Below are 13715 nucleotides of genomic sequence, written 5' to 3'. Positions count from 1 at the left end.
TCAATTAATCAGAGCAACGGTAAAACAATGAAAGTGTAAAAAACACTTTTGCGCCAATTATGGAGAAAAAAAGAAAATTTGATGGAGAGTGATGATGAAATATTACAACACACTGATTTTGCAGAAATTATGAAGAACTATACCTGATGACTGGTGATAAATAAAGCAAATAACCAGGATTAATCCGCATTATTTCATTAAAAAGCCAGTAAATACCCGCAGAATGATTTCTGCGGGCAAGTATTAGGTTATTTTTTCCAGCATTAATCCCGCACGTAATCCCGTCGCCACCAATGGATTAGGGAATAACACATACTCAACATCATGAGTCACAGTAAAGTGTTCCTCACCATCCTGCGCCAACAACGTTCCTTTCTTAAACGGCGTGAAGTTCAGCGTCTCGCTTGCCATATGCAGTTCGAAGGATGATGAGTGGCGGGTAATTTGCGAAACGACCCGATAGCGTAGCGGCGACTTTCTCTCAGTACCGACACTCACGCCAGATAACAGCGCAGCAATCGCGCTGGCGGTGGGTGAAAACTGGCGAAGATCGTTTTTGCCAAATGGCAATGCTTTACCAAGTTCCAGCGTACACGCCAGTGCACCGAAATGTTCGGCACTAAAATGGGTAAACGTGCCCCCCGGCGCCTGGTGAAACACCAATGCCTCCAGCCCTGCCGCACCCAGCCATGTCAGAAAGTTTTCGTCCCAGGGAATATTACGTTGCGGTAAAACACCAAACCGTGGGTGATACGAACCACGAATCGCGGTATGCAGATCAAGATGCCAGCGGACAGACTCTTTACCCTGTTCATAAAAATCTTCCAGACACTGTTCCAGTTCGCGCGCACGGCACGTTTCGCCGCTTTCGGCAAATCGCTGCCAGCGTCCGCCAAACATGCGATTCATATCACTATGGCAATAACGTGTTCCTTGCTTCAGCGCCGGGGGATTTCCAAGGATCGCCAGTAACCGCCAGCGTAGAGGGATCTCGCCGTGGAGAATCGCGCCAAGCAAAGCATCAAGCATTTCTACCGGCGCGGTTTCATTACCGTGTATTCCCGCAGAAATCACCAGCGCACCTTGCGGTGGCGTTAACGGCGTCAGTTCCAGCACACCATCACCCAGCCAGCGCCAGCGAATACCGTTGCTTTCCCTCTCACTCATGGCTGGTTTTTTGCCCGTTAAGGTCAGGGCAAGAAAATTATCCATTGCTCCCTCCCTCACGCTGAAACGGATAAACCGAACCGAGATTCAGTAAACGGGTCAGCGAATCCAGGGCTTCCCTTCCTTCACGCAGCAATTGCGGGTCGGCAAGATCGGCGGCAGTAAGACGATCGCGATAGTAGCGATCCACCCAGTCATTGAGCGTATTAAACAAGGTATCGTTCATCATCACAGCCGGGTTTACCGTCTGATATTCTTCTGCCGTCAGCACCACACGCAACCGCAGGCACGCCGGGCCTCCGCCGTTTGCCATGCTTTCGCGTAAATCAAAAACTTTCAGCTCGCTTATCGGGTTATCGGCAGCAAGCAATTCATTGAGATAACGCCATACTCCAGCATGTTCCCGACACTCCTGTGGCAGCACCAACACCATCGAACCATCATCACGGCTCAGTAACTGGCTGTTAAACAGATAAGTCGAGACAGCATCCGCTACGGAAACCTGTGCCGCCGGAACTTCTATCACCATAAAACCGTTCACCCGCGCGCGCAGGTTTGCCAGTAATTGCGCCTGGTGGGCGAACGCCTGCTGATGGCAAAACAGCACCTGGCGGTTGCTCACCGCAATGACATCATTATGAAAAACCCCCTGGTCGATGACGTCCGGATTTTGCTGGGCGAAAATCACCTGCTGCGGATTCACCTGATTCAACCTGGCGACCGCCTCACTGGCTTCGCGGGTTTGCCGCGCCGGATAACGGGAAGGTCGCGTGCCATTGCCCTCTTCTCGGCCATAGACGAAAACCTGTATACCCGGATCACCATAGTTACCACCGAGCCGATTGTGGTTTGCCGCCCCCTCATCCCCCAGCATCGCCACCTGCGGCAGAGCAGAATGAACGGTGAACTTCTCTTCATCGTTAAAAATCGCTTTTAACAGCGACTCGGTGACGGGCGCTTCCAGCGAACGGTGAAATTTGTTGTTCAGGTTGGCGACGGTCAGATGCACTTTGCCATCCAGCGTATCAGCGGATGGCGCTACCGTGGCTGCATTCGCTACCCACATTGGCGAAGCGGAACTGACGCTGGAAAGCCAGTGCGGAGCCTGACGGGCAACCTTTTCCAGAACGTGTTCATCGCTGCCGCTAAATCCCAGTTGACGCAAAACCGGGATAAACGGTCGCTCGTGCGGCGGGATCACCGCCTGCGGGAATCCCGCATCAGCAAGGGTTTTCATTTTCAGTAAGCCCTGTTTCGCCGCCAGTCGCGGGTTAGACACCTGAAAACGGTGGCGGGTAGAGGCTTCATTGCCAAACGACAGCCCCGCGTAATGATGCGTCAGCCCCACCAGCCCGTCGAAATTCACTTCCCGGGCGTTCATGGCACCACCTCATCGGAAAAATCAAGCCCGGGATTAAGCGTAGTGGGCAGCGTTAATGAAGATGATTCAAGACTTGCCATCGGCCAGGCACAATAATCAGCGGCGTACCAGGCACTTGGTCGGTGGTTGCCGGAAGCGCCAACGCCACCGAATGGTGCAGTACTGGCAGCGCCGGTAAGCGGTTTGTTCCAGTTGACGATCCCCGCCCGCGCTTCCAGTAACAGTTGATCGAACTTTTCCCGCTCCGGTGACACCAGCCCGCAAGAGAGGCCAAAGCGAGTGTTATTCGCCATCTTAATCGCCTCATCAAAGGTGTCATAACGCCAGACGCGCAATAGCGGCCCAAACACTTCTTCATCCGGCACGCCAGCAATGCCCGTCATTTCGATGATCCCCGGCGTCAGCAACGATGTTCCTGCGCGCAGTAAGCGTGGTGCAAGCAGCGTTCGTCCCCCCATTGCTTCCAGTTCCTGCCAGGCAGAAACAACCTGCTGCGCGGCCTGCTCTGATATCAGCCCGCCAATAAATGGCTGTGGTTCGTCATCCCAGTTACCTGGCGTTAACCGCTGGCTGACGGCAACCAGGCGAGCAAGGAACGCATCGCCCTGCGCCCCGCGTTTAAGCATTAAACGGCGGGCGCAAGTGCAGCGTTGCCCGGCAGTGACAAATGCTGACTGAATAGTCAGATGCACTGCGGCGTCGATATCCGCCACGTCATCAATAATCAGCGGGTTATTGCCGCCCATTTCAAGGGCGAGGATTTTTTCCGGCTGACCAGAAAGCTGGCGATGCAACTGGTAGCCCGTGTTGGCGCTGCCGGTGAACAGCAAACCGTCGAGGTCTTCCAGCGCACTCAGCGCCTGACCCGTTTCGCGCCCACCCTGCACCAGATTCAACACCCCCGACGGCAAGCCTGCCTGCTGCCATAAGCGCATTACCACCTCGCCACTCCACGGTGTCAGTTCGCTGGGTTTAAAGATAATTGTGTTGCCTGCCAGCAGCGCCGGAACGATATGCCCGTTCGGCAAATGCCCTGGGAAATTGTACGGTCCAAACACGGCCAGTACGCCGTGCGGGCGATGGCGCAAACTCGCCGCACCGTCTGGCATTTCGCTGCGCTGCTCGCCCGTGCGCACGTGATACGCCTTGATTGATATCGCGATTTTATTAATCATCGCCGTCACTTCGGTTGCCGCTTCCCAGCGCGGCTTACCCGTTTCTCTGGCAATAATCGCCGTTAATTCGGCTTTATTGCTTTCCAGCAGTCCGGCAAAGCGTTCAACTCTTACCTGACGATCGCCAAAGGAGAGCCGCGCCCAACGCGGAAACGCGGCGCGTGCAGCACGACAAGCCAGCTCCACCTGAGCGGCATCGGCATCATTGCCTTGCCATAATACGTCGCCCGATACCGGATTATGCTTCACGCGAAGTGCGCCCTGCCCCGTCACCCAGTCGCCGTTGATCCATAAAGTCATGTTGTTTTCTCCTCTGCGCACAGGCGCACCAGACGAACGCGTTCCCCGGCGTGGCACTTGAGAGCGTCCAGTTGTGCGGCGGTTAAAATCAAACGCTGGGTTGCCGGATCGGCACGCACCAGTACCACGCGGAAATGGTGATAATTTTCATTGGCGACCAGACAGGCCGGGAAATCCCCCTGCGCTGGCTGCCCTTCCGCTACTTCCACCAGCCGACTTTTGCGGATGGCGCGAACGCGGTCGATGTCACACTCCAGCGTCGGCCCACCGTCGAAGATATCGATATAGTTACGGTAGCGAAAACCTTCTTTTTCCAGCACCGCACGCGCGGGGGCTGTTTGCGGATGCACCTGGCCGATAACGTCCTGTGCTTCCTGGGATAAAAAGTCCGTATAGATCGGATGTTTTGGCATCAGTTCAGCGATAAACGCCTTTTGACCAGTACCGCAGAGAAAATCAGCGCGGCTAAAATCCATCGAAAAGAAGCGTTTACCGAGGCTTTGCCAGAACGGCGAATAGCCGTGTTCGTCAATCACGCCGCGCATTTCGGCGACCACTTTGTCGTTAAACTTGTCACGAAAAGCCGCCATAAACATAAAGCGCGATTTCGACAGCAAATAGCCATTGCCCTCTTTGCGCCACTCCGGGTCGAGAAACAGCGTGCATAACTCACTGCTTCCGGTGTGATCATTACTGAGAAACAGCGTCGGTAGCGCGTTATAGACATTCAACTCTTTCGAAGCGTGAACCAGCGTACCGACGCGATAGTTGTACCAGGGATCGTTCAGCCCGACAGCCACCTCAATGGCACAAATACCCGCCACGGTGCCTGTCTCGCTCTCTTCCAGCACGAACACATAACCTTGCTCGCTTTCGGGTAATTCGCCCTGCCAGGTTTTAATGGATCTGTCGATACGCGCCGAAAGCGTGGCTTCATTGGCAGGGAGTGACGTCAGGCCACCGCCCGTTTTACCTGCAAGCTGCATTAAGGCTGCGACATCGGTACGCTCAACGGGACGGATGACCATCATGATGAACCCCGGCTAACAAAGTGTTCGCAAGTAGCGGCAAAGCGATCCAGGCCGGTTGTCACCTCTTCTTCGCTGACGTTGAGCGCCGGTGCAAAACGCACCACGTTGCCACCCGCAATCAGCACCATCACGCCTGCTTTCGCCGCCTCCTGAGAGATCAGTTTCGCTTGTCCGGCGTAATCCGCATTCAGCACACAGCCAATCAACAGACCTAATCCGCGAATTTCACTGAACAAACCGCAGCGATGATTAATGGTATTAAGACGCTCAACAAACCAGTCGTGACGCCGTTTGACACCAGTAAGCATCTCTGGCGTGTTGATGAGATCAAGCACTTTACCCGCCACCGCCGAGGCCAGCGGATTACCACCATAAGTGGTGCCGTGAGTGCCAACGGTCATCACCCGGCCGCACTCTTCGGTTGCCAGCAGCGCACCAATCGGGAAACCGCCGCCCAGGGCTTTAGCGGTGGTCAGCAGATCGGGCGTCACCCCGTAGTGCATATAGGCATACAGTTCACCGGTGCGCCCGACGCCGGTTTGTACCTCATCGAAAATCAGCAATGCATTGTGGCGATCGCATAACTCACGCAATCCCTGCAAAAATGCCTTGCTGGCTGGCACCACGCCGCCTTCGCCCTGTACTGGCTCGACGATCACCGCGCAGGTGGAGTCGTCAATCAGCGCACTGGCAGAATTAATATCGTTATACGCGGCGTGGCGGATATCCGGCGGCAGTGGCGCGAAATCCTGTGAATAGGCTGGCTGCCCGCCCGCACTAACGGTAAACAGCGTGCGCCCGTGGAAAGCATTTTTAAACGCCACGATGCCGCTCTTATGGCTACCGTAGCGGTCGTGAGCGTATTTGCGCGCCAGCTTCAGCGCCGCTTCGTTAGCCTCCGCGCCGGAGTTACAAAAGAACACGCGATCGGCAAACGTCGCGTCAATGAGCTTTTTCGCCAGCCGTAATACCGGCTCGTTGGTGTAACCATTACCGGTATGCCAGAACTTACTCGCCTGCTCGTTCAGCGTCTCCCGCAGTTCCGGATGCGCATGACCCAGTGCGTTCACTGCAATGCCACCCGCGAAGTCGATATACTCTTTCCCCTGCTGATCCCACAAGCGCGAACCTTCGCCACGTACCGGAATAAACGGTGCCGGAGCGTAAACAGGTATCATCCATTCATCAAAATTTTCACGCGTAATTGGCTGAGACATAGCGACCCCTACAGTAAATAAATGGTTATTTATATGTTAATAATAAGTGACGATTACGCTGTAAATGTAGATTGCAGGGTTCGTGCCAGCCAGTGGTAAAAGTGCATAAACGGCGGCAGTTAACTGGAAATCAAGGCGTTACAACCCAGCGATATGCACCTGAAGTGCATATAAAGTGAATACGTTTGCGATACTGATGAATAAAAAGAATAAAAAACGAAATGTTATGCAGAAGTAAAATATAATTCTGGAATTGTGATCGTTGACGAAATTTACTGGAAATTACTGCGCCATTCTGACGCAGCCGCACCAAAAACGGGCATTTTTTGCGCCATCGTTGGCATCATTAACAACCATCGATCAAATCACTTAACAACAGGCAGTAAGCGCGGCGAATTTCTGCTAACATCCACGCACTCTTTATCTGAATAAATGGCAGCGACTATGAAATTTGTCTCTTTTAATATCAACGGTCTGCGCGCCAGACCACACCAGCTTGAAGCCATCGTCGAAAAGCACCAACCGGATGTTATTGGTCTGCAGGAGACAAAAGTTCATGATGATATGTTTCCGCTCGAACAAGTGGCAAAGCTTGGCTACAACGTCTTTTACCACGGGCAGAAAGGCCATTATGGCGTGGCGCTGCTGACCAAAGAGACGCCGATTACTGTGCGTCGCGGCTTCCCCGGCGACGGCGAAGAGGCTCAACGACGAATTATTATGGCGGAAATTCCCTCGCCGCTGGGTAATGTCACCGTAATCAACGGTTACTTCCCGCAGGGCGAAAGCCGTGACCATCCGATTAAATTCCCGGCGAAAGCGCAGTTCTATCAGAACCTGCAAAACTACCTGGAAACCGAACTCAAGCGTGACAATCCGGTGCTGATTATGGGCGATATGAATATCAGCCCCACCGACCTCGATATCGGCATTGGTGAAGAGAACCGCAAACGCTGGCTGCGTACCGGTAAATGCTCTTTCCTGCCGGAAGAACGCGAATGGATGGAGAGACTGATTAACTGGGGTCTGGTGGATACTTTCCGCCATGCGAACCCGGAAACGGCAGATCGCTTCTCGTGGTTTGATTACCGCTCAAAAGGTTTTGATGATAACCGTGGTCTGCGCATTGACCTGCTGCTCGCCAGCCAGCCGTTGGCGGAATGCTGCGTAGAAACCGGCATTGATTATGAAATCCGCAGTATGGAAAAACCGTCAGATCACGCCCCGGTGTGGGCGACCTTCCGCCGCTAATTTCTCTGTTCTCCTGACTCGCTCTGGGTCAGGAGAATTAACCTTGAGAAAAATCAACAAACTGTCAGTAATGATTTGTTGCCTGCCGTCCTTTGTTATACCGTCACTGCGTTTTTAGTTGTCTGACCACTTCTCTATTATCAAGTTTGATATAGGAAACTCCACGATGAACGCTGAGCGTAAATTTCTTTTTGCCTGCCTTATTTTTGCGCTGGTCATTTACGCTATCCACACTTTCGGTTTATTCGATCTGCTCACCGATTTACCCCACTTGCAGACACTCATTCGCCAGAGCGGATTTTTCGGTTATAGCCTCTATATTCTGTTATTCATCATCGCCACCCTCTTTCTGTTGCCGGGTAGCATACTGGTGATCGCCGGTGGAATAGTCTTTGGCCCGCTCTTAGGGACGTTTCTTTCACTAATTGCCGCCACGCTGGCCTCATCATGCTCCTTCCTGTTGGCGCGCTGGCTGGGGCGTGATTTACTGCTGAAATACGTTGGTCATAGCCACACTTTCCAGGCCATAGAAAAAGGTATTACGCGTAACGGTATCGATTTTCTTATTTTGACCCGCTTAATCCCGCTATTTCCTTACAATATTCAAAATTATGCTTATGGATTAACCGCCATCTCCTTCTGGCCTTATACCCTTATTTCGGCATTAACTACTCTGCCCGGAATAGTAATTTATACCGTAATGGCAAGCGATCTCGCCAGTGAAGGCATTACGCTGCGCTTTATTTTAAAACTCTGTCTGGCAGGACTGGCGCTGTTTATTCTCGTCCAGTTCGCCAGACTCTACGCCCGACACAAACACGTGGATCTGTCTGCTTCGCGCCGCAGCCCACTAACTCACCCCAAAAATGAAGGATAGAACGATGTTGCAACATTATTCAGCGTCATGGAAAAAAGGACTGGCTGCACTGTGTTTACTGGCAGCCGCAGGGCTTAGTGGCTGCGATCAAAAAGAGAACACCGGAGCAAAAGTGGAATACGACGGGCTTTCCGCCAGCCAGCCACTGCGTGTCGATGCCAATAACCATACGGTCACCATGTTAGTGCAAATTAATGGCCGTTTTCTGACAGACGATACCCGCCACGGCATTGTGTTTAAAGATGGCTCCAACGGACATAAATCGCTGTTTATGGGTTATGCGACCCCGAAAGCATTTTATGAAGCCCTGAAACAGGCCGGTGGTACACCGGGCGAAAACATGACGATGGATAATAAAGAAACGACTCATGTCACAGGCAGCAAACTGGATATTTCGGTCAACTGGCAAGGGGCGGCAAAAGCGTATTCCTTTGATGAAGTGATTGTCGATAGCAATGGCAAGAAACTGGACATGCGCTTTGGCGGTAATTTAGCAGCGGCAGAAGAGAAGAAAACTGGCTGCCTGGTGTGTCTCGATAGCTGCCCGGTCGGTATCGTCAGCAATGCGACATACACTTATGGGGCAGTGGAAAAACGCGGTGAAGTGCAATTCAAAGGTAATGCGTCGGTTCTCCCGGCAGATAACACGCTGGCAACGGTTACCTTTAAAATCGCCGAATAAAACCAGGATAAAGGATGATGAAAATGCAATCGCGTAAAATCTGGTACTACCGTGCCACCATCATCATCCTGTTGATCGCTTCGCTGCTGGCATGGGCGCTGCTTCCTGGCGCCCATGAGTTTATCAATCGCAGCGTTGCGGCGTTTGCCGCCGTCGATCAACAGGGTATAGAACGCTTTATTCAGTCTTACGGCACACAAGCGGCTGTGGTCTCGTTCTTCTTGATGATCTTACAGGCCATTGCCGCGCCGCTGCCTGCGTTTTTGATAACCTTTGCCAATGCGTCGCTGTTTGGCGCATTCTGGGGCGGCTTGCTGTCTTGGACCAGTTCGATGGCGGGCGCGGCGCTGTGCTTTTTTATCGCCAGAGTGATGGGCCGCGAAGTGGTGGAAAAGTTAACCGGCAAAACCGTGCTTAACAGCATGGACGGCTTTTTTACTCGCTACGGCAAACACACCATCCTGGTATGTCGGTTATTGCCTTTTGTCCCTTTCGATCCTATCAGCTATGCTGCCGGATTGACTTCAATACGTTTTCGCTCGTTTTTTATCGCCACCGGGCTTGGTCAGCTACCCGCAACCATCGTCTATTCCTGGGCGGGCAGCATGTTAACGGGAGGCACATTCTGGTTTGTCACCGGGCTGTTTATTCTGTTTGCCCTGACCGTGGTGATATTTATGGCGAAAAAAATATGGCTTGAACGCCAGAAGAGGAATGCCTGATGGGTTTACCGCCGCTTAGCAAAATTCCTTTGATTTTACGTCCGCAGGCGTGGCTGCATCGTCGCCATTATGGCGAGGTGCTAAGTCCTATTCGCTGGTGGGGGAGAATTCCGTTTATCTTTTATCTGGTGTCGATGTTTGTCGGCTGGCTGGAGCGCAAACGCTCACCGCTCGATCCGGTGGTGCGATCGCTTGTCAGCGCACGCATTGCACAAATGTGTCTGTGTGAATTTTGCGTAGATATCACCAGTATGAAAGTCGCGGAGCGTACCGGCAGCACTGACAAACTGCTGGCGGTGGCTGACTGGCGGCAAAGCCCGCTGTTCAGCGATGAGGAGCGGCTGGCGCTGGAATACGCCGAAGCCGCGAGCGTTACACCGCCAACGGTCGATGATGCCCTGCGTACCCGACTGGCTGCCCATTTTGACGCTCAGGCGCTCACCGAGCTGACAGCATTGATCGGCCTGCAAAATCTGTCAGCCCGTTTTAACTCTGCCATGGACATTCCCGCTCAGGGGCTGTGCCGTATTCCTGAAAAACGTTCTTAAGGAGAGATGATGCGCCATTGTGTGTGGTTGCTGGGATTGTTATCGCTGTTTTCTTTGGCAACACATGCCAGTGACTGGCAGGAAATCAAAAACGACGCCAAAGGGCAAACCGTCTGGTTTAACGCCTGGGGCGGCGATACCGCAATTAACCGCTATCTCGACTGGGTTAGCGGCGAGATGAAAACCCATTACGCTATAAACCTGAAGATTGTCCGTCTGGCGGATGCCGCAGACGCAGTAAAACGCATTCAGACCGAAGCCGCAGCCGGGCGCAAAACAGGCGGTTCGGTGGATCTGCTCTGGGTGAACGGCGAAAACTTCCGCACCTTAAAAGAGGCCAATTTATTACAAACGGGCTGGGCGGAGACTCTACCCAACTGGCATTACGTCGATACGCAACTGCCGGTACGGGAAGATTTTTCTGTACCTGTCGAAGGTGCAGAATCTCCGTGGGGTGGCGCACAACTGACGTTTATCGCCCGCCGCGATGTTACGCCACAGCCACCACAAACGCCGCAAGCATTGCTGGAGTTTGCCAAAGCCAATCCCGGCACGGTTACTTATCCGCGCCCACCAGACTTCACAGGCACGGCGTTTCTGGAACAGTTGCTGATTATGCTGACGCCAGACCCCGACGCATTAAAAGCAGCGCCGAACGATGCGACTTTCGCCCGGATCACTGCGCCCTTGTGGCAATATCTTGATGCACTGCATCCGTATTTGTGGCGCGAAGGAAAGGATTTTCCGCCCTCGCCTGCACGGATGGATGCCCTACTAAAAGCCGGTACATTGCGCCTGTCGCTAACCTTTAACCCCGCTCATGCCCAACAAAAAATAGCCAGCGACGATTTGCCAGCAAGCAGTTACAGCTTCGGCTTTAGCGAGGGGATGATTGGCAACGTGCATTTCGTCACCATTCCTGCCAACGCGAATGCCAGTGCTGCGGCGAAAGTTGTCGCCAACTTCCTGCTCTCACCCGATGCGCAACTGCGTAAAGCAGATCCTGCTATCTGGGGCGATCCTTCGGTTCTCGATCCACAAAAACTGCCTGACACGCAGCGTGAAACATTGCAATCAAGAATGCCGCAGGAGCTGCCACCGGTACTGGCTGAACCGCACGCGGGTTGGGTAAATGCGCTGGAACAAGAATGGCTACGCCGTTACGGTACGCATTAATCTTTTTGCTGTGGGCGATGGTGGCGGTGATTTATGCACCGCTGATCCCTGCTGCTTTCACGCTGATAGCGCCAGCCTTGTCGCTGACGCACTGGCAGGCGTTATTTGCCGACCCGCAGTTACCGCAGGCATTACTGGCGACGCTGGTTTCGACGACTATCGCGGCGGTCGGGGCGCTGTTGATTGCCCTGCTGGTGATTGTGGCGCTGTGGCCTGGCGCAAAATGGCTGCGTATGTGCGCCCGTCTGCCGTGGCTGCTCGCCATTCCCCACGTGGCTTTTGCCACCAGCGCCCTTCTGCTCTTTGCTGACGGCGGTCTGCTTTACGACTATTTCCCGTATTTCACTCCACCAATGGACAAATTGGGTATTGGGCTGGGTTTCACTCTGGCGGTGAAAGAAAGCGCATTTCTGCTATGGATCTTGTCAGCCGCGCTAAGTGAAAAACGGCTGCTACAGCAGGTTATAGTGATGGATTCACTGGGCTACAGCCGCTGGCAATCCCTGAACTGGCTGCTGTTGCCCTCCGCCGCTCCTGCGCTGGCAATGGCGATGCTGGCAATTGTCGCATGGACGCTGTCGGTCGTGGATGTGGCAATTATCCTCGGGCCAGGTAATCCACCGACGCTGGCAGTAATAAGCTGGCAGTGGTTAACCCAGGGCGACACCGATCAACAAATGAAAGGCGCGCTCGCCAGCCTGCTGCTGATGCTGTTACTCGCCGCCTGTGTTTTGCTGGGCTATCTGTTATGGCGCACCTGGCGGCACACCATTCCCCGTGAAGATGGCGTTCGCAAGCCGGCTGCGCCTTTACTGCCCGGCTATACGCTGGCGTGGTTTTTACCCTTAACCGGTGTGCTCTGTGTGGTTCTGCTGGCGATCCTCGCAGATCAGTCGACTAACAATCACGTGGCGCTGCTCAATAGCCTGACGATGGGACTGGTAGCGACGTTCATCGCTTTGATCCTGTTACTGCTATGGCTGGAATGGGGGCCACAGCGTCGCCAGTTGTGGTTATTGTTGCCCATTTTATTACCGGCACTGCCATTAGTGGCAGGCCAGTACACGCTGGCATTATGGTTGAATCTGGATGGTAGCTGGACGGCGGTGGTCTGGGGGCATCTGTTGTGGGTGATGCCGTGGATGCTGTTTATCCTGCAACCTGCCTGGCGGCGTATTGACTCACGGTTAATTTTAATTGCGCAGACGCTAGGCTGGTCGCGTGCCAAAATCTTCTTTTACGTGAAATGTCCTCTTATGCTACGCCCTGCGCTAATTGCATTCGCTGTCGGATTTTCAGTGAGTATTGCGCAATATATGCCGACGCTGTGGCTCGGTGCGGGACGTTTCCCGACGCTGACGACAGAAGCGGTGGCGTTAAGCAGCGGCGGCAGCAACGGTATTCTCGCCACCCAGGCTTTATGGCAACTGCTATTACCGCTTATTATTTTTGCCCTGACCGCCCTGCTTGCAAAATGGGTAGGTTATGTTAGACAAGGACTCCGCTAATGCTCTGCGTGAAAGATGTTTCGCTACGTTTGCCAGGAACCTGCTTACTAAAGGACGTCAACTTTACGGTCACTAAAGGTGACATTGTCACGTTAATGGGGCCGTCTGGCTGTGGGAAATCTACGCTGTTTTCCTGGATGATTGGCGCGCTGTCCGGGCAGTTTTCTTGTACAGGTGAGCTTTGGCTCAATGAGCAACGCCTCGATAGCCTGCCGACTGCACAGCGCCAGATTGGTATCCTTTTCCAGGATGCGCTGCTATTTGACCAGTTCAGCGTCGGGCAAAATTTGCTGCTGGCGCTACCGGCGACACTAAAAGGTGTTGCAAGGCGCAATGCCGTGAATGATGCGCTTGAGCGTGCGGGACTTGGTGATACTTTCCATCAGGATCCGACAACTCTGTCTGGTGGTCAGCGGGCACGGGTAGCTCTGCTACGCGCCCTTCTCGCCCAACCCAAAGCATTATTACTCGATGAACCGTTCAGCCGTCTTGATGTGGCTCTGCGCGATAATTTTCGCCAGTGGGTGTTCAGCGAAGTTCGCGCCCTGGCGATCCCCGTCGTTCAGGTAACTCACGATCTCCAGGATGTTCCTCCTGATAGTTCTGTTCTGGATATGGCGCAGTGGTCAGAAAATTACAACAAACTGCGATAACGCAAAGTTTTTCTCAATACATCAGTT

The 13715-nt window shown here is 53.4% G+C and carries 13 protein-coding genes; 8 read left to right on the top strand and 5 right to left on the bottom strand.

Features of this window, described 5'->3' with window-relative positions; translation table 11 throughout:
• Window positions 1-243 precede the first annotated feature (243 nt).
• Genes astE through astC form a run of 5 tightly spaced genes read right to left on the bottom strand, consistent with a single transcriptional unit; the run spans window position 244 to window position 6271 of the window.
• Window positions 244-1212, bottom strand: a complete 969-nt coding sequence (astE, locus tag A7Z29_RS01980; RefSeq protein WP_000368470.1) for a succinylglutamate desuccinylase — start codon at window positions 1210-1212, stop codon at window positions 244-246.
• A complete protein-coding gene (gene astB / locus A7Z29_RS01975; protein WP_085460657.1) occupies window positions 1205-2548 on the bottom strand; it encodes an N-succinylarginine dihydrolase in 1344 nt (447 codons plus the stop codon). The genes astE and astB overlap by 8 nt, the downstream gene beginning before the upstream one ends.
• Window positions 2545-4023, bottom strand: a complete 1479-nt coding sequence (gene astD / locus A7Z29_RS01970; protein ID WP_000177302.1) for a succinylglutamate-semialdehyde dehydrogenase — start codon at window positions 4021-4023, stop codon at window positions 2545-2547. Before astD ends, astB begins: the two co-directional genes overlap by 4 nt.
• Window positions 4020-5054 carry an arginine N-succinyltransferase gene (gene astA / locus A7Z29_RS01965; RefSeq protein ID WP_000989448.1) on the bottom strand — a complete coding sequence of 345 codons (1035 nt, stop codon included), beginning with the start codon at window positions 5052-5054 and terminating at the stop codon, window positions 4020-4022. The genes astD and astA overlap by 4 nt, the downstream gene beginning before the upstream one ends.
• Entirely contained in the window at window positions 5051-6271 is a 1221-nt protein-coding gene (gene astC / locus A7Z29_RS01960; protein ID WP_000082024.1) for a succinylornithine/acetylornithine transaminase, read from the bottom strand. Before astC ends, astA begins: the two co-directional genes overlap by 4 nt.
• A gap of 444 nt (window positions 6272-6715) precedes the next feature.
• Here astC and xthA point away from each other — a divergent pair, with 444 nt between their 5' ends.
• From xthA to A7Z29_RS01920, 8 genes are all read left to right on the top strand, one after another.
• Entirely contained in the window at window positions 6716-7522 is an 807-nt protein-coding gene (gene xthA / locus A7Z29_RS01955) for an exodeoxyribonuclease III (RefSeq protein WP_000673949.1), read from the top strand.
• A gap of 166 nt (window positions 7523-7688) precedes the next feature.
• Window positions 7689-8399, top strand: coding sequence for a TVP38/TMEM64 family protein (locus A7Z29_RS01950; RefSeq protein WP_010345873.1), 711 nt, complete (start codon window positions 7689-7691; stop codon window positions 8397-8399).
• Between the two features lie 4 nt (window positions 8400-8403).
• Window positions 8404-9081, top strand: coding sequence for a lipoprotein YdjY (ydjY, locus tag A7Z29_RS01945; RefSeq protein ID WP_085460656.1), 678 nt, complete (start codon window positions 8404-8406; stop codon window positions 9079-9081).
• A gap of 14 nt (window positions 9082-9095) precedes the next feature.
• On the top strand, window positions 9096-9803 hold the full coding sequence (locus A7Z29_RS01940; protein ID WP_085460655.1) for a TVP38/TMEM64 family protein: 708 nt from the start codon (window positions 9096-9098) through the stop codon (window positions 9801-9803).
• Window positions 9803-10351 (top strand): carboxymuconolactone decarboxylase family protein, encoded by a 549-nt coding sequence (locus A7Z29_RS01935; protein ID WP_000524100.1) that lies wholly within the window; start codon window positions 9803-9805, stop codon window positions 10349-10351. The genes A7Z29_RS01940 and A7Z29_RS01935 overlap by 1 nt, the downstream gene beginning before the upstream one ends.
• 9 nt (window positions 10352-10360) lie before the next feature.
• A complete protein-coding gene (locus tag A7Z29_RS01930) occupies window positions 10361-11527 on the top strand; it encodes an ABC transporter substrate-binding protein (protein ID WP_085460654.1) in 1167 nt (388 codons plus the stop codon).
• Window positions 11500-13035 carry an ABC transporter permease family protein gene (locus tag A7Z29_RS01925; RefSeq protein ID WP_000224949.1) on the top strand — a complete coding sequence of 512 codons (1536 nt, stop codon included), beginning with the start codon at window positions 11500-11502 and terminating at the stop codon, window positions 13033-13035. The genes A7Z29_RS01930 and A7Z29_RS01925 overlap by 28 nt, the downstream gene beginning before the upstream one ends.
• Window positions 13035-13688 carry an ATP-binding cassette domain-containing protein gene (locus tag A7Z29_RS01920; protein WP_085460653.1) on the top strand — a complete coding sequence of 218 codons (654 nt, stop codon included), beginning with the start codon at window positions 13035-13037 and terminating at the stop codon, window positions 13686-13688. Before A7Z29_RS01925 ends, A7Z29_RS01920 begins: the two co-directional genes overlap by 1 nt.
• The last annotated feature ends 27 nt before the right edge of the window (window positions 13689-13715 follow it).

The sequence above is a fragment of the Escherichia sp. MOD1-EC6842 genome (assembly GCF_002965705.1).
Taxonomy (GTDB): domain Bacteria; phylum Pseudomonadota; class Gammaproteobacteria; order Enterobacterales; family Enterobacteriaceae; genus Escherichia; species Escherichia ruysiae.
Note: the sequence above shows the minus strand (reverse complement) of the source record. Positions and strands in the feature narration are given on the sequence as shown.